Raw genomic sequence first — 20410 nt, forward strand, 5'->3', positions numbered from 1 at the left:
CGGTCTGAGTCGCCTGTTCGCCCGTGATGTCTTGCACTACCGGCGAAGCTCCGGTCTGCCGTGGCGCGGGCGTGTCAGGGGCGCGTCGGGGGCCCGCCGCGGCACCGCGGCGATCGGCGGTGTCCGGTGGGCGACGGGGGGCCGGTTCGGCGGGCCGCCGCGCAGCTTCCATCGGGCCGGACTCGGCTCGGCGCCCCCGGCTCGGTGCCGGATTCGCGTTCGGTGGCGGCTCCGCGCGCCGCCCGCTGCGCCCGACCCGCTCGTTGTCGACCTTCTGGACGAGATCCTGCACTGTCAGCGGTGCGGAAGAATGGTCTGGTGGTGCCTCAGGGTGGCGCGAGCGTCGGGGCGCTCGGGCCGCGTCTCGTTCCGGGTATTCCTCCGTGGGATAGCGCTCCCACGGGGCGCGACCTCCGGGCCGTGGCGAATGCCCGTGCCGATCGTCACCCACCAACGAACCTCGCTTTTCGTCTTGCTTTCCGCCTCGGGCCGTATTCGACCGGCAGCACCGATGCCGCAATGATAACGATTCCGCCACGGTGGGCCACCCCAGGCGAAATCGAACCGGTCACAGTACCGCTGGGATATTCAGTTCGCTGAAAGATTGCCAGATTAGCCGCCGCTGTGCATCACATCGGCTCCGCGTGGCACCGCCGGATCGTCCGGATCGTCGAGCCAGCCGTGCGGCAGGGCGACCTTGCCCGGCGAGCCCTGTCGGCCGCGTGGACCTTCCGCGTCCTTCGGGAATGGCGCGGTCGGATCGAGTTGTCCGACGAGGTCTTCCAGTTCGGTGAGACTGGAGACGGTGGCGAATGCCCGACGCAGGTCGGCGCCGACCGGGAAGCCCATCAAGTACCAGGCCATGTGCTTGCGCAGATCGCGCATGGCCTTGTCCTCGCCCAGATGCTCGGCGAGCAGCGCGCCGTGTCGGTACAGTATCGCGCCCACCCTGCCGAGGTCGGGCGTGTCGGGCAGCGGCTCGCCGCGCAACGCGGCCTGGAGTTCGGCGAACAGCCACGGTCTGCCCAGACAGCCGCGGCCGACGACCACGCCGTCGCAGTTGGTCTCGTCCATCATTCGAACGGCGTCGGCGGCGGAGAAGATGTCGCCGTTGCCGAGCACCGGGATCGAGGTGACGGCGTCCTTGAGCCGCGCGATCGCGGTCCAATCGGCCTGGCCGGAGTAGCGCTGTGCGGCCGTGCGGGCATGCAGCGCTACCGCACGCACGCCTTCGGCTTCCGCGATGCGGCCCGCGTCCAGGTAGGTGTGGTGTTCGTCGTCGATGCCGATCCGGAATTTCACGGTCACCGGGACACCCGCCGGTTCGGCGGCGCCCACCATAGCTGCCACGATGCGCCGGAACAGCGTCCGTTTGTACGGCAGCGCGGCGCCACCACCGAGCCGAGTGACCTTGGGTACCGGGCAACCGAGGTTGAGGTCGATATGGTCGGCCAAGCCTTCGCCCACGATGATCCGGACCGCCTCGCCGAGCGTGGCTGGGTCGACGCCGTAGAGCTGCATCGACCGCGGATGTTCGTCCGCGTCGAACGACATCATGTGCAGGGTCTTCTCGTTGCGTTCCACCACCGCGCGCGCGGTGATCATTTCGCAGACGTAGATCGAGGTCGGGCTGCCGAATTCCCGGCATAACTTGCGAAACGCCAGATTCGTGATGCCCGCCATCGGCGCGAGCACTACCGGCGGATCGACCGGATAGGACCCGATCCGCAGCGTTGCCGTCGCCTCGGTAGTCATCGTCACGCCGACAGTGTCTCATTTCCGCACGTAACTCGGCGTGTCCGGGTAGTGGGCTTCCTGCCATGACCGACCCGGAGCGGATGTCGGACGTTCGCGAACGAATGTTCCGGACCACGTCCCGGTTGTTCGTGCGCGCGCTATCGGCGGGTACTGCGCGAAGGGGGCTGTGGCAGCACAGTGCCGCGCGGGCCGTGTCGATGGTGAGGTGGGCGGTCGGTCTGATCGACCGGGCGCGCATCCGGTCTCGTGTCCCGCGCGCACCGGCCTGCTGGATCGGATCAGAAACGAATTCGAGTGCTTTGCCGATCGGTTGCCCCGTCATCCTGTCTGGGTCCGCGGACCGGCAGAAACGACGTTGTGGCGCATCATATTTCAAGCAGAATGATCGGCACGACCGACGATTGACAGCGCATGGGAGGCGCTCAGCGCGCACCGGTCGACGGTCCGACGGCGCCTCGCCGAGTGGTGCTGCGCGGTATTTATAGTGCCGGCTGCGGCACGGACGGTCACAAGGCTCCTCGATCACCCGTGCGGGCATCTTGCGCCACGCAGTCCCGGCGCAGGATGCCCGAGGCGACCGTCGCCGGCGAACCAGCACGGTAAACGCACGGCGCCGCCGTCCGGACGGACGGCGGCGCTGTTGTGCCAGGGGTCGCGCGGTCAGCCTGCGGAGCTGCCCGCCATCTCGCGTTCACGCTTGGCGGCTTCGCGGGCGAGCATGCGGTCGCGCTGCTCCTCGAACTTGATCACATCCTTGGCCAGCTTCTCCAGGAAGAGGCCGAGCCGCTCGCGGACCGCCTCACCGCGCGCGGTGAAGTCGGTGCGTTCGAAGATGTTCCATTTCTTCAGCACCGGCTGGACGACTTCCTCCAGGTGCTGGCGCAGGTCGTAAATGCCGTGCTTGGCCATGAGCACGCCGTTGCGGCGGAAGTTGGGCATGCCGGCACCAGGCATCTGGAAGTTCTCCAGGATCAGGGTGATCGCCTCGAGAGCCTGGTCCGGGGTCAGGTCGAGGGCGGCGCCGCACATGTTGCGGTAGAAGATCATGTGCAGGTTCTCGTCAGCTGCGACGCGCTGCAACATGCGGTCGGCGATCGGATCGTTGCAGACTCTGCCCGTGTTGCGATGACTGACGCGGGTGGCGAGCTCCTGGAACGTGACATACGCGACGGAGTGCAAGAATCCGGCATCGGCTTCGGTAGGCGAGGCGAAGCCATTGGTCATGTGGATCATCCTGGCCTCTTCGAGGGCGACCGGGTCGACGCCACGAGTGACCACGAGGTAGTCACGCATCACGATGCCGTGCCGGTTCTCCTCCGCGGTCCAGCGGCCCACCCAGGTGCCCCAGGCGCCATCCTGAGAGAAGTTCTCAGCGATCTCCCGGTGGTAGGAGGGCAGGTTGTCCTCGGTCAGCAGGTTGGTGATCATGGCCGCCTTCGCGACCTCGTTCAGATTCGACTGCTCCGGGTCCCAATCGCTGCCCCCGAGCGCGGCGAAATTGCGGCCTTCGTCCCACGGGACGTAGTCGTGCGGGTGCCATTCCTTTGCCAAGGAGATGTGCCGATTGACGTTTTCTGCGGCAACCGGCTCCAACTCCGTCAGAAGCTCGAGTTGAGTCAGATCCCTTGCCATGTATGAACCCTTCAGTGTGTGTCCGGTCGTGCAGGTCGTCCCCACGGTAAAGCGATGCCGATGCGGCCATACCTTACGTCACCGTAGGTGTGATGTGAAACGCATCTGTTAGACAACTGATGCCTTCGTGATGCGGGTCTTACGCCTCTTCGGCGTTCGGCGACGCTCGGCGATCACCACGATTGTATGGCTTCGAACCGTAATGAGTGGACTATCGCCGCGGGTCGAGGTCCGTCAGACCGGTATGTCGTATCGCACAGCGTGTCGGAATAGCGTGTCTTCGCCGTCGCGGACAAGCCGGAACTACCAGTCGGGGCCTGCTCGCTTTTACGACCGAACAGCCCGCTGAGCAGGGCGTTACCTGTGTTTTGCGCAGTGCGAGGTCCGCGGGCGCCAATGCTGACGGGGCGGATGTCGCCGAACTACCGTCATGATTGACCGAGTCCGCGATGCGATGGGGGTGTCGTCTTCGATCATCTGCTTGTTCGGAGCGACAGAATGGTCGGAGCCGGGAGCTCAGCGTCACGTCGCGATCAGGGCGTTATCTGCGCTGCCGCAGTGGTGCCGATCACCGATCAGCGTGTCCTCGTCGTTGCCGAAAACGTTGTCGGCGATCCCCCGATGCCCGCAAATGCCCGCAACGATCGCTCTCGCCGCGACCTCCGCGGGCGATCCCACTCTTTTGGGTAGTCCTGCTGTTGGGCCCGCACCGACGGAATTCGCAAGACAGTGGACCACCCGCTCCGGTCGATATGTCGGATGAACAGGCGGGCGATATCGCTCTTATCGACGCCACGGGGGTTGATCGGAAACTCGCCGGGTTCGTGGTCGGAATGGTGGTGTCGACGACGCATCCGGATGACGTGGCCACGTGGTGATCCCCGAAACCTCGGCAGTGACGGTCGAGTCAGCGCACACCGAGCGCCGTGAGGATCATCGGCCGCGCGGTCGCGAGCGCTTGCTGCCAGTACGGCCAGGTGTGCGTTCCATTGACGATGTCGACGCGCGCGGCGATTCCGAGCTCGGCGATGCGATCGCGGAACATCTGGGTGGCCGTCATCGTCATCGCCTCGAGGCTCATCGCGTTCACCGTGTTGCCGACTCCGTACGGCAAATCGAGCGGACCGGGCAGACCGTTGCCCGTCGAGACGTACATCGGCAGCCCGCGCAGTAATTCTGCCTGCACGGTGGCGTCGTTGCGGTGCCACGCGGGGTCCGCGGCCGGACCCCACATATCGTCGACATTGAAGTTGCCTTCATCCCACATGGCGGCCCGCATCGCTTCGTTCCAGAGCGGAAACGTGGGGTGTACGAAGCCCGAGAAAGATCCGGCGAAGGTGAACTGGTCGCGATGGTGGCCGGCCAGCATCAGGGCGGCATTGCCCCCCATGGAGGCCCCGACGATGGCGTTGTTCGTTCGCGACACTCCGAACCGTTGCAGAAATGCGGGCAACTCCTGGGTGAGGAAGGTCTCCCACTTGTACGTTGTCGCCTGACGGTTGGTGCTACTCGGTCGGTACCAGTCGGTATAGAAGCTGGAGCGACCACCGACCGGGAACACCAGCGTGACATCGTCTCCGGCGAATTGGCGCAGCGCGTCGGTGTCGGTCGTCCATTGACTGTGGTCGGCCGGAGCGCGCAGACCGTCGAGCACATACAGGGCCGCGCTCCCGCCGCGAGCGGCCCACTGCACCTGGACTTCGATCGACCCCATGCTCGACGGCACGGAGAGTTTGTCCGCCCCGCCCGCTGGGGTGCGAGATATCGGCGCCTGGACCGGGGCGGCGGCAGCCACCGCGACACCGACCGACGAGAGCAACGCAGCTGTTGCGATGACGGTGGCCGTTTTCCTCAGCCAACCACGAATTACCCGCTGGTCCCCAGATCGCGCTGCCGTGCCCACGCCGCATACCTCCTACCTCGTCCTCGGTCAGCGACCGGGGAGACCCGAATGTGGCTGTCGCTCAGGCTGAGTCACCACCTGTGCGCTCGCGGCTGCGCCGCGCCCGGGATCGGAAGACCATCATAGATTGCGCCGCAATCGTTCCAGAGTCGCCTCGACGCCATGACCGAGTGGTGACGGGTGACATGTCGTCGATGTCGCGCCGTCCGACACTGCTGTGGCCTTTCTCACAAGCCGAGGCTGGGCGGCCTTTCGTTCGCGCCCACGTCGGCCGGTCGGCGCCAGCTGGAGTCGGTGAGTTGCGCTCGTCTACTTCCGCATATGCGACTTCCCGCCTCGTCTCCGTCTTTCGAGCGCGACGGTGACGCCTCGCTTGCTTCGGCCGGCGTCGACGGCAGATTTTTTTCGCCCCGCGTCACCGGGTCGGTGTCGCTCCAATCGGTTCGTGCCCTACAGACCCGGTCGGCTATGCTTTTGAGCCGAGCCCCTTTAGCTCAGTTGGTAGAGCTGGTGACTTTTAATCACTAGGTCGTAGGTTCGAGTCCTACAGGGGGCACTCATTTCGATGCCGGGCTGCGAGCATGCGCGCCCCACATTCGTCGCGCGATCCCGATGTTCCCGCTGGCGGGAAGGTCCGACGTGTGAATTCGAGTCGGTGGCTGCCTCGACCGCCGAAGGGGCGCGGACAGGCGGTGTCGTGCGACCGGCGTCTGATACCGGGTTCGGGAGATGGTGCCGTGGTCAGCGGAGCCGGCCGTCCTCTGGTGCGTCGAGATCGGCGCCGTGTTCAGTGGCGGTCAGGCTGCGGCCGGGCCGTATGGCCGTACGGGTAACGCGCCGTTCCTAACCGACGATGCAGCCGGTGAATATCTGGTACCCACCTTTGTTCAATTCGCCGGAACCTGGATATCATCCAATAGTGTTGGCTAGCAAGGATTTTGGATTCGCTGAGCGTGGTGGGCCCGAGGGCGTCGCGGCTCGTGGGGCGGCCTGGCGGGCGTGGCGTGGTCGGTGGCCGATCGGTCGGCCGGTTGGCCGGCTCGGGTGAACGCCGCTGGGCTGCTGTCGAATTCGCGGAGCCGCTGGACGAGGGGATATGGTTGCGAGGTACTTGCCGTAACAGAAAGTGGAGCGCGATGGCTACCTGACTCTACGGTTTGCCGCGTGTCGCATCGGGTTTCCGGGTACGGTGCGCCTTGGTGAATTCCGGAAGAATCGCCGACTCGCCTGGCGCTGCGGAATTCAGCGTGTCGTTGATGTGCCCGAGGGGGTTGTGGTCGATCCGGCCGGTCCCGGCACGGCGGAACTCGATGCCGCAGGAGGAGGCAGGTCCGAGACGAAGAAATGCCCGGGTGCGCACCCCCTGCGGCGCACCCGGGCAAGGAAACTATACCAGCTGATGTATTTCAGGTTTTTCGCAAGTTTTCGTACCGAAAGTTTGAAACTGGGCGAGAACCCGGTTTGAAGTATTGATAAAACTCATAACTTCGCGCCGAGAGCTGTTCCTTTGGGTTCGGCTGTTCGGCGGCGAGTAGGCTTCGGAGGCGTTTCGAGCATGGCACGGCAGCAAGAGCGGGCCCGCCGAACACGTGCGGCGATTATCAGGTCCGCCGCCGTTGAGTTCGGGAAGAGCGGCTATGCCGCTGCATCGCTCAACCGCATATTGGAAGGGTCGCGCGCTACCAAGGGGGCGATGTACTTCCATTTCGATTCCAAGGAAGATCTCGCCCGCGCGGTCCTGGAGACCGCGGTGGAACGGTATCGGGTCTCCGCTGAGCGCTGGCTCGCGCGAACGGATCTCAGCCCGTTGGACATCCTGCACGGGATGGTCGATGAGATCGCGTTGCGGCTCGAACACGACATCATCGTGCAGGCCGAGTATCGATTGATCATCGAGCCGGATTTCTCGCGCGACGTCCAGGCCGGCGGCGGTCGTATCCTCGGCCGCACGACAAGGGTGCTGACCGTACGCGCCATCGACCACGGGCAACTGCGTGCGAACGCCGACCCCGACCGATTCGCTCGCACGCTCGCCGCAGCGTTGGCTGGCCAGCGGTACATGATCGATCTGATCGGAGCTCCGGTCGATCTGCGGACACGGTTCGAGGAAGCGCTCGAGGTGGTGATCGAGGCGATGGCGACACCGGACTGGCTGACGAAGTTCCACACTGACGGCTGGCGTGCCCAGGCTCGGCTGGAGGAGCTTGGTTTGGCGCTCTGACCAGCTGGTTTGGGGATCTGGTCCGGTCTGTCATAAGCTATCCCAGCTCCCAACGGACAGCCGTTGAAGCCGGTCCGGAGAAATCCGGGACGAGCCCCCTTCGTCTAGCGGCCTAGGACGCCGCCCTTTCAAGGCGGTAGCGCGGGTTCGAATCCCGTAGGGGGTACGATCTTCGGATCGTTGGTAGCAGAGCATGGCCCTGTGGCGCAGTTGGTTAGCGCGCCGCCCTGTCACGGCGGAGGTCGCGGGTTCGAGTCCCGTCAGGGTCGCAAGTAAGCGCCGGAGTAATCCGGCGTTTCGCGTATGGCATTCACTTCGGGTGCCTGCGGCCAGGTAGCTCAGTTGGTACGAGCGTCCGCCTGAAAAGCGGAAGGTCGCCGGTTCGATCCCGGCCCTGGCCACGTAGAATCCCCCCGAATCTCCTGTGTCGGGGGGATTTTCGTGTTCAGCAACGCTGCGTCGCGGTGGTTTTGCTCCCGATACCATCAGATGCCGAGTGGTCGACGCGACGGTGGTGGGGCGGGTATCACGCGTCTCCGCATCGCTGTGGTCGAGACCTCGGACCGGCGGGACCGGAGTTCGCCGTCGCCCCTCGACGCTGTGCCTGTGGCGTCTGCTCCGGCCTCGAATATTTGTGGGTCGTACTTGCGTGGACATCACAACTCGCCACCTGATCGGCCGCCGCGCTCTGGATCGCCCGAAATTCGCCCGCGTCGGACAGGCCACACATCGCGGCCGGTTTATCGAAGGCGGTTCGCATTCTCGCCCGGTATTGCCCGACCTCCGTACGTGACTTGTTCGGGTTTGCGGGCCGGCTCCGGTTTCGGACACAGTCCGCTATTGCCGGAGCCCCGTAGGGCTACGCGTAAATTCTCCCGTCGTGGTCGTCTCGACGGACGGAGAAATTCGAACCGGTGGCGGTGTTCGGTGGGATGCTGGAGTTATGGCTGAACGCTGGTATTACTGCTTGAAGCACAATCGGGCCGAGCGCGGACGGCAGTGCTGGTTCCGCGATCGAATGGGGCCGTATCCGGATCAGTCGACGGCCGAGCGGGCGCTGGAGATCGCGCACGCGCGCAACGAGCGGGAGGACGCCAGGGACCGGGCCTGGCGGGAGGGTGATTGAGGGGCGGCCGACCGCGGGATGTACTGTGCGGCAAAGGCTTTCACCCGGCATACGCCACCGATCCGCCTCGAGCCGATGTGTGGGAACAAGCTTGGTGACGTCCGTCGACGGGCTGGGACGCGACCGACGGGATGTTCCCTGGCGCGGTGAAGTCGATCTCCAGCCGCTGGTCGGCGTGCCGACCGCGGCGCCGCGTGACGCGGCCGCTCATCCCGCGGTCAGGTTCATCAAGTACCGTTCTCCAGAAATCAGACGAAGGCTCGGTGGTCCTGGCGTGGGCTGCGAGCGGAAACCAGGATCAGCAGGGAGGGCGACCCTTGAGGGTTACCGTTGTTGTGCCGACCTACAACGAGCGGGAGAATCTGCCGGTTGCGGTGGAGCGGCTGACCGCACTGCCGGTGCCCGACCTGCACGTGCTGGTGGTGGACGACAGCTCGCCGGACGGAACCGGCGAGGTGGCGGACAAGTTGGCCGCGGAGCTGCCGAACGTGGTCGGTGTGCTGCACCGGACCGAGAAGGACGGCTTGGGGCGCGCGTACGTGGCAGGCATCACGCGGGCGTTGGATGAGGGCGCGGACGTGGTCATCCAGATGGACGCCGACCTATCGCACCCGGCCGACGTGATACCGGCCATGCTGGAGAAATTGCAGACCGCGGACACCGGCGTCGTGCTCGGCTCGCGCTACGTGCCAGGCGGCTCGACCGCCACCGAGTGGAAGTGGTATCGCAAGGCACTCTCAGCCTGGGCCAACTTCTATGTGAACCTGATTCTGCGCCTCGGCGTGCAGGACGCTACGGCGGGCTTCAAGGCGTGGAAGGCCGACACTCTGCGTGCCATCGACGTCGCCTCGATCCGCAGCAACGGTTACTCCTTCCAGGTCGAAATGAATTACCGCACGATCAAGAAGGGCATCTCCATCGCCGAAGTCCCGATCCGGTTCGAGGAACGGACGCTGGGCGCCTCCAAGATGAGCGTCAAGGTGCAGGTGGAGTCGGCACTGATGCCATGGAAACTGCTCTTCGGCCGCGCCGTCTGAGGGCTGGGCTCCGGACCTGGTATCCGTAGGATGCGTGGTTTCGCGGCGCTACGGCGCAGCGACCTGCCATCTCGTTGTGCATCGCCGCCAGGCCACTCGGCCGCGAACGCGCCCACGCGATGATCACTTGGGCCAGTCCAGCAGTGTGTCGATGAACAACTGTCGTACGCCCGCGACGTCGTCGTCCAGGTTGTCGGGGTTCCACCCCGAAACGTCGATCGGATCGAGGATCGCCACGTCCACTGTTCCGGGGCGAGCGACCATCGCATTACGCCAGCAGATCTCGCCCGCGTTGCGAATCACAACCGGGATCACCGGCACTCCCGCCTGGATCGCGATGTGGAAGGCGCCCTTCTTGAACGGACCGACCTCCGGGGTGTAGGAGCGAGTTCCCTCGGGGGCCACCGCGATCGACAGCCCGTTGCGCAGTGTCTCGACGACCGGTCGAAGCGCCGCTTTGGCCTGCACGGTGTTCGAGCGATCGATGAACGTCACCCCCACGAAGCGCATGAGCGGCCCGAAAATCGGATTCTTGGTCAACTCCTTCTTGCCGATGGCAGTGACACCACCGCCGAGCACCTCGGGCACGATGATGATGTCGAACTGGCTCTGATGGTTGAACAGAAACACCGCCGGCCGTGGCGCTTTCGCATTCTCGGAGCCGGTGATCCGCAGTTGGACGCCCACGATGCGCAGGGTGTTGCCCGCCGCGTGCGCCATCAGAGCATCGGCCATCTGCCTGCGGTCTCTGGTTGGCGACTTCGCCGCGATACCGACGAGCGCGCCGCCGAGTAGCCCGGCGAATCCCGCCGCGGTGCGCAGGTAATCCCTCGCGCGCGCCGCGCGGCGCCGCCGCGGTCGTAGCCGAGTCCAGGGCCGCGGGGTGCTGCGCTCGGCCGGCGAGCCCTCGGGGTGCACAGTCACCGGATAGCCGACCAGGGCTAGCAACGGAAGGTCGACGACCGCGTCGGCGTAGGCGTAGCTGAGGGAGAGGTCCACGTCGTGCGCGGCAGCGAACTCGCGGACCGCCTCGGCCTTGCCAGCGCGCCACAGTGTCTTCCCGTCGCCGGCTCCGGTGCGGGCGGCCATCGGCGTGCACAGAACGTGTTGGATGCCGAGTTCCGCCGCCGCGGGTGCCACGTGGAACCGGGTCAGCGAGCTGACCAGCACGACCGTGTGCCCCGCCGCATTGTGTGTCCGGATCAACCGCCACGCTTCGGGATACAGGTGACCGTAAATGGTGCGCTTGAACAGGCGGGTACCCAGTTGGTCCAGTTCCTGTTCGGATCTTCCCGCGAGCGCTGACGTCAACAGGTCGAGGTACCGGCTGTACTCGCTGTCGGTCATATCGTCGCGGATGCCCCCGAGCAGTATGTCTTCGAGTCCGCGGCGTCGTCTCCTGCGCAACGGACCCGGCCGGGCGAACCCGTCGACGACAGCGCCGAAGTCGAAGACCGCGGCGACGGCGGGGCCTTGCGGCCCGGAGCGAATCGCGGCGACGGCGGCGTCGAGGTCAGCGCGCTCGTCGGTCATCGGACCTCCTGTGTACCGCGGGTATGTCTCTGGTTCGTCAGATCACCCGACAGGGCCCGCGGCGCGATGCGCGCGCGTCGAGCGCTCACCGAGTGTCCATGTTGGACGGGTCTAGTGCGGCGGCTCGGGCGATCCGGTTTCCGATGGTGCGCAGGCGCGCGGCGAATTCCTGTCTCCGTTCGGTCAGTTCCGTTCTGCGCGCGACCGCGTCGGGCGGCGCCGTATCGAGCAGGCCGTAGTTGTCGGCCAGTTTCAGCGCGCTGGTGAACAACTCGGTGGAGACCGATTCCGGGCTGTGCAACCGCTGTTGCAGCATCATCTGCTTACCGACGGCCACGGCTTCGGCGATGAACGCTTTGCGGTCGATCTCGTCGCCCGCGGCGCGCGCGGCCAGCCGCTCGGCCACGACCAGCTGCGCGTCGATGAAGGAGCGCAGCACGCGGTGGGCCATCATGAATCCGGAGGTGGTGAGGTTGGTCAGGATATCCGAGCCGAGGGTGTCCGCACGGGTGCGGCTGTGCCAGTCCGGATCGATCAGCAGCATCTCCGCGACCATATGCTCGGCGAATTCGGCTCGCTCGGGGAAGAAGAACTCGAACTTCAGCAGATCGCGCAGCCGGAACGCCTCGTGCCAACCGGTGCGCAGCCCGTCGGTATCGCCGCTTTCCACCGCCGCGAGGATGGACAGTTCGAGGATGGCGCGGTTGACGAACCAGTGCACGGCGCTGTTGCGGTAGAAGGCGGCTTCGAGATGTGCGCCCGCCTCGATCGAGTACACCGGTTCCAGCCCGCCGCGGTATACGGTGACGACCTTGGCCAGCGAGAGCTGTTGCAGCACGACGGCAAGGCTCTGCTCGTCACGCAGGGCGTCGAGTTCGCCGCGCGGTAGATCACGCTTCTCGATATAGCCGAGCACCGGCGCGAGTACCGCGCGCACCTCACCGAGTGTGAGGGCGCGCCCGTGCACGCCGAGTAGCGCGAGGGTGACCAGCGCATTGACCGTCACCGGGGTGACCGCGTTGATTCCGACCGCGACCTCGAAGGCCAGCCGTTGCACCGCCTTGCGCTCCAGTTCGGCGACCTCCGGCGGACTGCTGTCGACGGTCCCTGCCTCGGTGCGGCTCGGTGGGATCGGTTCGATGTGGTGCAGTGGGATGGTCAGCGGCGGAGTGGTGAGCGGATCGCCGAAGGCCGCGAGGCGATCACGGGCGGAAAGCGGTTCGCCGAACCGCACGTACACGTGCCCGGCCGAATGCTGTTGGCTGCGGACGTATCGGGCCAGCCATTTCAGCCCTTCTGGTTTCTTCGTGCCACCTGCTTGCTCGGAAGCGATGGCGCCGAGTTCGTTGAGCCGCTCGTAGGTGATCGAGACCGGAACCAGCATGACGTCATCGATCCGGTTCGAACGTACCGCCGCGGCAAGATAGTTCAGCAACCCATAGCGCGGCGGGCGCAGTTTGCCGGTACGGGTGCGACCGCCTTCGAAGTACCACTCCAAGTTGAAGCGTTTGGCCAGCAAATAGGCGAAGTACTCCTCGACGGCGGCTTTGTATACCTCGTCGTCGCCGAAACTCCGCCGGATGAACACCGTCCCGGTGCGCCGGGCGATCGGGCCCATCGGCCAGAAGCTCAGGTTCGCGCCGCCGATCACATGATTCGGCGGAAAATCGTTGCGGGCCAGTACGTCTCCGAGTACGAAGGCGTCGACGTAGGAGCGGTGCGAGGGCAGGAATACCAGTGGGAACCGGCGATTGAGATCGCGGAGCGCGGCCAGTCCGGAAGGATCGGAGTCCACCTTCCAGGTCGAGGCGTGTACCGGCCGCATCGCCTGGGTGAACAGGTCGGAGACCAGCCTGCTCTGCGCGGCGACGAGTTCGCCGAGCGCCTTCTCCGCGCGACGGTATACCTCGTGCGGGCTCGCGCCGATCTGGTCGGCGATCAGTTCCAGCCTGCGCAGGAAATCGGGGGAGTCGAGGATCTCCTCGGCCACCAGGCGGGGCACTTTGTACCGGTCGCCGATGATGGTGCGCTCGGCGCGTTCCAGCGCCACCACTGCCGCGCGCACAATGGCACGGGCGAACGGCTCGGTGGTGCCCTTGGTGAACAGCGCCGAGGCCTCGGGGTTGTTCGCGCGCAGCTCGCTGAGCAGGGCGGGCGCGCCGGTCAATACGACGTGCCGGTCCGGCGATTGCAGGAGTTTCCGCTGCACCAGCCGGTTCGGCTTGCGTGGGTTGGTCAGCAGAGCCAGATCGGCGAACGTCATGCGGCGGACCCCATCGCGTTCCGGTGGCAGCCACAGCACCCGCACCGGTACCACCAGCGGATCGTCCTGCCGGCCGACCAGCCGGGCGGCGACCGCGCCCGCGTCCAGGTCCAACTGGGTGACCGGTGCGTCGGAGCCGAACTCCTTGGCGATCCCGCCCTCGGCCAACCACGCGCCGACGAGTTCGCGTTCCACCCCCGACGCCGCATCGATCAGGGCCACCACCGATTGTGGCGCGGTCCCGAACCTGGCTGTCGCGGGCGAACCGCCCCGGTGATCGATCATCGATGTTCTTCCCTCTGCAGGTGACGCACCCCCCTATTGAAGCCCGCCGGGCCGCCTGCGCGCAGGCACTCGGCACAGCGAGTTCGGTTTAGGCTGCGCAGATGGACTGGGCGTTGCGCGCGTGCGGCTGGCATGGCCACTACACCTACGCACCGGATGAGCAGGGGCTGGCCGACCGACTGCGGGTCGAGACGGTCGCCGGAGTGGCCTGGCGTTGCCTGCGCTGTGGAACGTTTGTGCCTGGAAATCCGGTAGGGTCCGGGCCTGCCGACCATGCGCCCGAGATGCCTCGCGGACGCTTGCTGCGCGACCGCTGGCTGATGCGTGTGCTCGCGATCGAGCGGTTGCTGCGCGGATTGCTGCTGGTGGTCGCGGGGGTGGCGGTGCTGAAGTTCCGGTCGTCGCGGGAGACGATGCGGGCGGCGTTCGACCAGGACCTGCCACTGCTGCGTCCATTCGCCGACCAGATCGGCTGGGACATCGACCGATCGAAGATCGTGCACCTGATCGGCGAGGCGTTCTCGCTGTCGAACACAGTCTTGCTGTGGGTCGCGATAGGCATCTTCGGCTACGCCGGGTTGCAGAGGATCGAGGCGCTCGGCCTGTGGCTGATCAAGCGCTGGGGCGAGTATTTCGCCGTCGTCGCGACCAGCGTGTTTCTGCCGCTGGAGATCTATGAACTGACCGAGAAGGTGACCGTGCTGCGGATCGGCGCGCTGGCGGTCAACATCGCCGCCGTGATCTGGCTGGTCTACAGCAAGCGCCTGTTCGGCCTACGCGGTGGTGCGACGGCCTATCATGCCGAACATCATGCGGAGAGTTTGCTAAGTGTCGAACGCGCCGCGTTGGCGACGGAGTTCGGCTGATCGGTCGCGACCCTGTTTCGTGAGCGACAAACACCCTGACGGTAGTCAGGTAATGCTAACCTTAGCTCCTTGAGTTAGGCCAGCATTACCTTGGAGGATAGTTGTCGACCACGGAACGCTTGCGAGTCGAGTATGTGACCGATCCGGCGGCAGCGATGTCCCGGCTGGCGGGAGCCGATCGGTTCGGCGAGTACGTCATGTATGAGCGTCCTGGAGAGTGGGTGTTCGCCGCCGATCCGATCGGCAGTGTCGAACTGGACGTGCGGGAGTTACGCGTGGTCTGGGCAGGGCAGACCAGCACAAGTCGATGGGAGGGCAACCCGGCGCGGGTACTCGATCGTGCGCTCGCCGCGCTGCCGATGGCGGACCGAAACGCCTACGGCTGGGTCGGCTTCGAGTTCTGTGCGTGGGCGCTCGACGCGACAAGACATGTGGATCAGCGAAACACTTTGGCGCATATGATGATTCCGCGTATCGAGGTGCGGTTCGGGCAGTTCGGCGTGCAGGTCTCCGGCGCGACGCCGGCGGAGACCGGTGATATTCATGATCTGATCGCGCAGTCGCAGAACACCGAACTTCCACAGGCGCACCCGGCCGACGTTCGCATCGATCCGACCGGATACCGGGACCGGGTGGCCGCGGCGGTCGGCGAGATCAAGGCCGGGCGGTATCAGAAGGTGATCTTGTCCAGGAAAGTCGATCTTCCGTTCGTGGTCGACATCCCGGCCACCTATCGGCTCGGGCGCGCGCACAACACCCCGGCGCGGTCATTCCTGCTGCGCCTCGGCGGGTTGGAAGCGGCGGGGTTCAGCCCCGAACTGGTCGCGTCCGTGGACGACGATCGCGTGGTCACGACCGAACCACTGGCGGGCACCCGCGCGTTCGGTCGGGGTGACACAGCCGATCTCGCCGCCCGCATGGATCTGATCACTGATCCGAAAGAGATTGTGGAGCACGCGATCTCGGTGCAGACCTCCTTCGCGGAGATCTCGGCGGTCGCCGATCCCGGCACCCCGGCGGTGTCGGACTTCATGGCGGTGCGCGAGCGCGGCAGTGTGCAGCACCTCGCCTCCACCGTGCGTGGGCGGCTCGCCGCCGACCGGTCCAGCTGGGACGCGCTCGAGGTGTTGTTCCCTTCGGTGACCGCGTCGGGCATTCCCAAACGCGCGGGCGTCGACGCGGTGTTTCGGCTCGACCACGATCCGCGCGGACTGTACTCCGGTGCAGTGGTGACGGTTTCGCCGACGGGTGCGTTGGAGGCGACGCTCGTGTTACGCGCGGTATATCAGAACACCGAGGGCGCCTGGTTGCGTGCGGGCGCGGGTGTCGTCGGTCAGTCGGAGCCGGAGCGGGAATTCGAGGAGACCTGCGAGAAGCTGGGCAGTGTCGCGCCGTATGTGGTGCGGGCCTAGGTTCCGGGAAACGGGCAGCGCATCGATGGTGCGCTGCCCGTCGGCGATTTCGGTCCGACCGTGCGCCAACGGTCAGTTCTCGGTGCGCAGCGCCTTCTTATCGATTTTGCCGACCGCCGTAATCGGAAGTCTGTCCCTACGGCGAAGCAGGTCCGGCAGCTTATAGGTGGCCAGGCCACGGGCGGCCAAGAACGCCTTGACCTCGGCCAGCGTTGGCATCTCGCCATCGACGACGAGGACAGCACAGACTTTTTCGCCGAGCGCCGCGTCGGGCAGGCCGACCGCCGCGGCATGCCGGACCGCGGGATGGGCGAGCAGGTGCTCCTCGAGTTCGTCGCAGGAGATGTTCTCGCCGCCGCGGTTGATCACGTCCTTGATCCGGCCGGACACCACGAGATGGCCGCTGGGTAGGCGGCGCACCAGGTCGCCACTGCGGTAATAGCCGTCCGGGGTGAACGCGCGCGCGTTGTGCTCGGGCGCCCGATAGTAGCCACGAATCGTGTACGGGCCCTTGGTCAGCAGTTCGCCCTCCGCACCGGGCGCTACGTCGTTGCCCTCGCTGTCCACCACGCGAACCTGGTCGGACGGCGACAATGGCCTGCCCTGGGTGGTGTGCAGTAATTCGGCGGGATCGTCGAGCCGGGTGTAGTTGAGCAGGCCCTCTGCCATACCGAACACCTGCTGCAGGGTGGCGCCGAGCGCGGGTGTCACGTCCTTGGCGTTGACCTCGGCCAGCCGGGCGCCGCCCACCTGAAGCAGGCGTAACGAACTCAGATCGGCATCTTCCCATTCGGTGGCGGCGCACCAGAGTTGGGCCAGCGGCGGCACCACCGCGGTGACCGTGACCCGATGCCGCTCGATCGCGGCGAACGCGTTCTCCGGGCTCGGATCACCGGCGAAGGCGACTGCGCCACCGACGCCGACGGTGCCGAGGATGCCGGGGCAGGCCAGCGGAAAGTTGTGTGCGGCGGGCAATGTCGCGAGGTACACATCCGCTTCGGTCAGGTGACATACTTCGGCGCTCGCACTCGCGTTGTAGACGTAATCATCGTGCGTGCGCGCGATCAGCTTCGGCAGACCGGTGGTGCCGCCGGAAACGAGCATCAGGGCGATGTCGGTCGGATCGATCTCGGGCAGTTCGCCCCCGTCGCGGGGAATCGAGGCAAGGTCGGTGAACGGACCGGGATCGCCGACCACGAGCACGTGCCGCAGCGTGGGCACTGCCGAGCGCACGGTGGTCGCCAACTCGCGGTAGTCGAAATCGCCGGACCGATCGGCCGCGATGTAGCCGACGGCGTCGGAAAGTCGCGCCAGATGCTCGATCTCGGCCCGGCGATGTGCGGGCAGGGTGAGGACCGGAATGATTCCGGCGCGCAGCAGCCCGAACAGCACTGTCACGAACTCCGGCACGTTGGGTAGCTGGACCACCACGCGGTCACCGGGCGAGATCCCCAGTGCGAGCAGCCCATGGGCCATTCGATCCGCCGCGGCGTCGACCTCGGCGTAGCTGTGGGAGCCGGTGTCGTCGAGTAGTGCCGGCCGATGCGGGTGCGCTCGCGCGCTCGCGCGCAACAGATCGCCGAGCGGTCGTCCGGCCCAGTATCCGGCGGCTCGGTACGCCGTCGCGGTCTGTGTGGGAAAAGGCACGTAACCGTCGCGATGCGGGGAGGACGTGGTGGAAGTCGAAGTCACGGTCTGCCTCACAGATAACCCGAGCCGAGCTCGGAGTTTCTTCATATAGGTTAGGCAACCCTATCTCATCGACCCGCTATGGCGCTGCTCGCCGCGAAAAGGATCGGCGAGGCGCCGAAACCGGGGCGAGTGTTCGGGAATAGTATCGAACAAAATAGTATTGAATAAGATAGTTAGGAATGCAACAGATGGAGGCGACAAGGAGGCGATCATGGACGTATATGAGGCGGTCAGAAGCCGACGCGCGGTGCGCGGATACACCGACGAGCGCGTATCGAGGGAGGTGCTACAGCGCGTACTGTCCACCGCGGCCTGGTCGCCGTCCGGATCGAACCTCCAGCCGTGGAACATCTATGTGCTGACCGGTGCGCCGCTGGCCGAGTTGAAGAAGCGCGCCGTCGAGCGCGTGGCCACCGGCGTCCCCTGGGATGAGCCGGAGTTCGCGATGTACCCGTCCGCGCTGAAGTCCCCGTATTGCGATCGCCGATCGGCATTCGGTAAGCAGCGCTACGGTGCACTCGGCGTGGCGCGCGAGGACTGGGAGGCGCGCCAACGGGCGGCCATTGCCAACTGGGACTGTTTCGGCGCACCCGCCGCCCTGTTCTGCTACATCGACCGTGACTTGGGTCCACCACAGTGGGCCGACGTCGGGATGTATCTGCAGACCGTCATGCTGCTGTTGCGCGCCGAAGGGCTGCACAGCTGCCCGCAGATGGCGTGGGCGAGGTGCCACGAGTCCGTCGCGGAGGTCCTGTCACCCCCAGAAGGGCTGATCCTATTTTGTGGCATGTCGATCGGGTGGGAAGACTGCGCGGTGCGTGATGTCCGTACCGGCCGGGCCCCGCTCGACGAGACGGTCACGTTCGTCGACGGTTGATTGCCCGCTTTTCACGGCAATTTAATGTTGAATGATACCGTATCAAGTGATGTCAATTGCTGGTAATATCGCGGCATGACCGCCGACGTTCCTCGGCGAGCGACCGATCATCCCGGAAATCCCTCGCCTTTCGCTCTTGGATTGCTGCTTCGGCAGGCGCACTGGCGCGCGGCAGCGGTGATGACGGAAGCGCTTCGGCCACTCGGCATCGAGTTGCGACATTTCGCCGTGCTGATCGTTCTGGTCGATCGCGGGCCGACGGAGCAGCGGGGCCTGGTGGACGCGACCGGCTCGGACAAGGCGGGGATCATGCGGGTCGTGGACGACCTGGAGCGCAAGGGGCTGGCCGTGCGCAAGTCCGTTCCGGGGGATCGTCGGGTGCGGGCGGTGGAGATCACCCCTAAGGGTCGCGACCTTTTCGACGCCGCGCACGTCGCCGCGGAGCCGCTGGCCGGGCGCCTTGTGTCCATGCTGAGCCCTGCCGAGGCCGATCAACTGACGGATCTGCTCACCCGATTCACCGCTCAGGCCGACGACTAGGCACCCTGCGGCGCGAAGTCGGCTACCGGCGCTCGCCTGCATGTCGTCGGGCGTGGCGGTACTTCTGCCTAGTCTGCCGTGGCTGGGATTCGGTGCCGGATGATTCGCCTCCGAGCTGCTCGTCGCTCTGCCTCGATGGACAATCCAGTTGAAAATGCTGTAGCGCAACACCATTGACGTGTCGGAGGTGCGCACACCGCGATCGGCAGGTGCGTTGGGTGGCCGGGCGGCACGCAAGGAGTTCCTCTCTACCGCGGGTTGTCTGCGCTGCCCCAAAGGAGTGATCGTGTCCGGGTTCAGCGGATTAGACTGCCGATATGAGCAGGTGGGACAGCTCGGATTTGCCGGATCAGGGCGGCCGGACGTTCATTGTCACCGGGGCGAACAGCGGCTTGGGGGCTGCCACCGTGCGTGCGCTCACCGCGGCGGGCGCTGAGGTCGTGCTCGCCTGCCGCACTGTGGCCAAAGGCGAACAGCTGGCCACGGAACTCGGCGAACGAGTCCGGGTGCGGAAGTTGGATCTGGCCGATCTCGCCTCGGTGCGCGAGTTCGCTGCGGGAACCGACGGGGCCGACGTGCTGATCAACAACGCCGGCGTGATGGCGGTGCCGGCGGCGCGCACCGCTGACGGATTCGAAATGCAGATCGGCACAAATCACCTCGGCCATTTTGCGCTGACCGGCCTGCTGTTGGACAAGATCTCGGAGCGGATCGTCACCGTCTCCAGCATCGCTCATCAGGTCGGCATGATCGATCTGGACGATTTGAACTGGGAGCGGCGCAGATATCAGCGCTGGACCGCCTACGCGCAGGCCAAGCTGGCCAATCTGTTGTTCGCCCGCGAGCTGCAGCGCAAACTGACCGCCGGGGGCGCGACAAAGATCTCGGTCGCCGTACATCCCGGCTACGCCGCCACCGGGCTGCAGTCGCACACCGAGTCGATCCAAGACACGCTGATGGCGCTGGGTAACCGGCTGCTGGCGCAAAGCGCCGAGATGGGCGCGCTTCCGTCGCTGTACGCCGCGACCGCCGACGTCCAGCCGGGCGGTTACTACGGCCCGACCGGGTGGGGCGGCATCCGCGGCTACCCGGGCCTCTCCGGTTCATCGAAGGCATCCAGGGACGAGAAGGTCGCCGATGAACTCTGGGAGCTCTCGGAGAAACTGACCGGCGTCACCTACGACTTCGTCGGTTGAGCAGGCAGTTCGTCACCCTCGTTTAGCCGTGACCCAGTTCACTATTCGCGACGTCACACTTCGCTGCGC

Annotated in this window: 15 protein-coding genes and 4 tRNA genes; 12 read left to right on the top strand and 7 right to left on the bottom strand. The window is 65.8% G+C overall.

All coding sequences use genetic code 11. The features are described 5' to 3' along the window. Window positions 1-612 precede the first annotated feature (612 nt). The 4 genes from dusB to AB0C34_RS12910 form a co-directional block, all read right to left on the bottom strand. A complete protein-coding gene (dusB, locus tag AB0C34_RS12895; RefSeq protein WP_357071349.1) occupies window positions 613-1755 on the bottom strand; it encodes a tRNA dihydrouridine synthase DusB in 1143 nt (380 codons plus the stop codon). 663 nt (window positions 1756-2418) lie between these two features. Continuing rightward, window positions 2419-3390: an acyl-ACP desaturase gene (locus AB0C34_RS12900; RefSeq protein ID WP_357070699.1), complete on the bottom strand. Its 972-nt coding sequence runs from the start codon at window positions 3388-3390 to the stop codon at window positions 2419-2421. A 522-nt stretch (window positions 3391-3912) separates the two neighbouring features. Then, window positions 3913-4068 (bottom strand): hypothetical protein, encoded by a 156-nt coding sequence (locus tag AB0C34_RS12905; protein WP_357070702.1) that lies wholly within the window; start codon window positions 4066-4068, stop codon window positions 3913-3915. 229 nt (window positions 4069-4297) lie between these two features. Next, window positions 4298-5293, bottom strand: a complete 996-nt coding sequence (locus AB0C34_RS12910; RefSeq protein WP_357070705.1) for an alpha/beta hydrolase family protein — start codon at window positions 5291-5293, stop codon at window positions 4298-4300. Between the two features lie 483 nt (window positions 5294-5776). Between AB0C34_RS12910 and AB0C34_RS12915 the strand changes: the two genes are divergently transcribed. The 7 genes from AB0C34_RS12915 (at window position 5777) to AB0C34_RS12945 (ending at window position 9677) form a co-directional block, all read left to right on the top strand. Continuing rightward, window positions 5777-5849, top strand: a tRNA-Lys gene (locus AB0C34_RS12915). A gap of 999 nt (window positions 5850-6848) precedes the next feature. Next, entirely contained in the window at window positions 6849-7514 is a 666-nt protein-coding gene (locus tag AB0C34_RS12920; RefSeq protein WP_357070708.1) for a TetR family transcriptional regulator, read from the top strand. Window positions 7515-7607: 93 nt separating this feature from the next. After that, a tRNA-Glu gene (locus AB0C34_RS12925) sits at window positions 7608-7680 on the top strand. Window positions 7681-7709: 29 nt separating this feature from the next. Further along, window positions 7710-7783: transfer RNA gene (locus AB0C34_RS12930), tRNA-Asp, on the top strand. 58 nt (window positions 7784-7841) lie between these two features. Further along, a tRNA-Phe gene (locus AB0C34_RS12935) sits at window positions 7842-7915 on the top strand. 542 nt (window positions 7916-8457) lie between these two features. After that, window positions 8458-8640 (top strand): hypothetical protein, encoded by a 183-nt coding sequence (locus AB0C34_RS12940; RefSeq protein WP_357070711.1) that lies wholly within the window; start codon window positions 8458-8460, stop codon window positions 8638-8640. 317 nt (window positions 8641-8957) lie between these two features. Beyond that, a complete protein-coding gene (locus tag AB0C34_RS12945) occupies window positions 8958-9677 on the top strand; it encodes a polyprenol monophosphomannose synthase (protein ID WP_357070713.1) in 720 nt (239 codons plus the stop codon). A gap of 123 nt (window positions 9678-9800) precedes the next feature. Here AB0C34_RS12945 and AB0C34_RS12950 read toward each other — a convergent pair whose 3' ends face one another. Together AB0C34_RS12950 and AB0C34_RS12955 are read right to left on the bottom strand one after the other, a co-directional pair. After that, on the bottom strand, window positions 9801-11210 hold the full coding sequence (locus tag AB0C34_RS12950) for a 1-acylglycerol-3-phosphate O-acyltransferase (RefSeq protein WP_357070716.1): 1410 nt from the start codon (window positions 11208-11210) through the stop codon (window positions 9801-9803). A gap of 85 nt (window positions 11211-11295) precedes the next feature. Beyond that, on the bottom strand, window positions 11296-13758 hold the full coding sequence (locus tag AB0C34_RS12955) for a glycerol-3-phosphate 1-O-acyltransferase (RefSeq protein ID WP_357070719.1): 2463 nt from the start codon (window positions 13756-13758) through the stop codon (window positions 11296-11298). Window positions 13759-13859: 101 nt separating this feature from the next. Here AB0C34_RS12955 and AB0C34_RS12960 point away from each other — a divergent pair, with 101 nt between their 5' ends. Together AB0C34_RS12960 and AB0C34_RS12965 are read left to right on the top strand one after the other, a co-directional pair. Continuing rightward, a complete protein-coding gene (locus AB0C34_RS12960; protein WP_357070722.1) occupies window positions 13860-14624 on the top strand; it encodes a DUF2127 domain-containing protein in 765 nt (254 codons plus the stop codon). A gap of 101 nt (window positions 14625-14725) precedes the next feature. Then, the gene (locus AB0C34_RS12965) at window positions 14726-16036 is read left to right on the top strand and encodes a salicylate synthase (RefSeq protein WP_357070726.1); all 1311 of its coding nucleotides are present in this window, start codon (window positions 14726-14728) and stop codon (window positions 16034-16036) included. 72 nt (window positions 16037-16108) lie between these two features. Here the strand turns inward: AB0C34_RS12965 and AB0C34_RS12970 are convergent, their stop codons facing one another. Next, window positions 16109-17728: an AMP-binding protein gene (locus AB0C34_RS12970; RefSeq protein ID WP_357070729.1), complete on the bottom strand. Its 1620-nt coding sequence runs from the start codon at window positions 17726-17728 to the stop codon at window positions 16109-16111. A 211-nt stretch (window positions 17729-17939) separates the two neighbouring features. Between AB0C34_RS12970 and AB0C34_RS12975 the strand changes: the two genes are divergently transcribed. The 3 genes from AB0C34_RS12975 to AB0C34_RS12985 all read left to right on the top strand — a co-directional run bounded on the left by AB0C34_RS12975 (window position 17940) and on the right by AB0C34_RS12985 (window position 20341). After that, entirely contained in the window at window positions 17940-18605 is a 666-nt protein-coding gene (locus tag AB0C34_RS12975) for a nitroreductase (protein ID WP_357070732.1), read from the top strand. Between the two features lie 75 nt (window positions 18606-18680). Continuing rightward, on the top strand, window positions 18681-19145 hold the full coding sequence (locus AB0C34_RS12980; RefSeq protein ID WP_357070735.1) for a MarR family transcriptional regulator: 465 nt from the start codon (window positions 18681-18683) through the stop codon (window positions 19143-19145). 317 nt (window positions 19146-19462) lie between these two features. After that, window positions 19463-20341 carry an oxidoreductase gene (locus AB0C34_RS12985; RefSeq protein WP_357070738.1) on the top strand — a complete coding sequence of 293 codons (879 nt, stop codon included), beginning with the start codon at window positions 19463-19465 and terminating at the stop codon, window positions 20339-20341. The last annotated feature ends 69 nt before the right edge of the window (window positions 20342-20410 follow it).

The organism is Nocardia sp. NPDC049220, from assembly GCF_040647855.1.
GTDB lineage: Bacteria > Actinomycetota > Actinomycetes > Mycobacteriales > Mycobacteriaceae > Nocardia.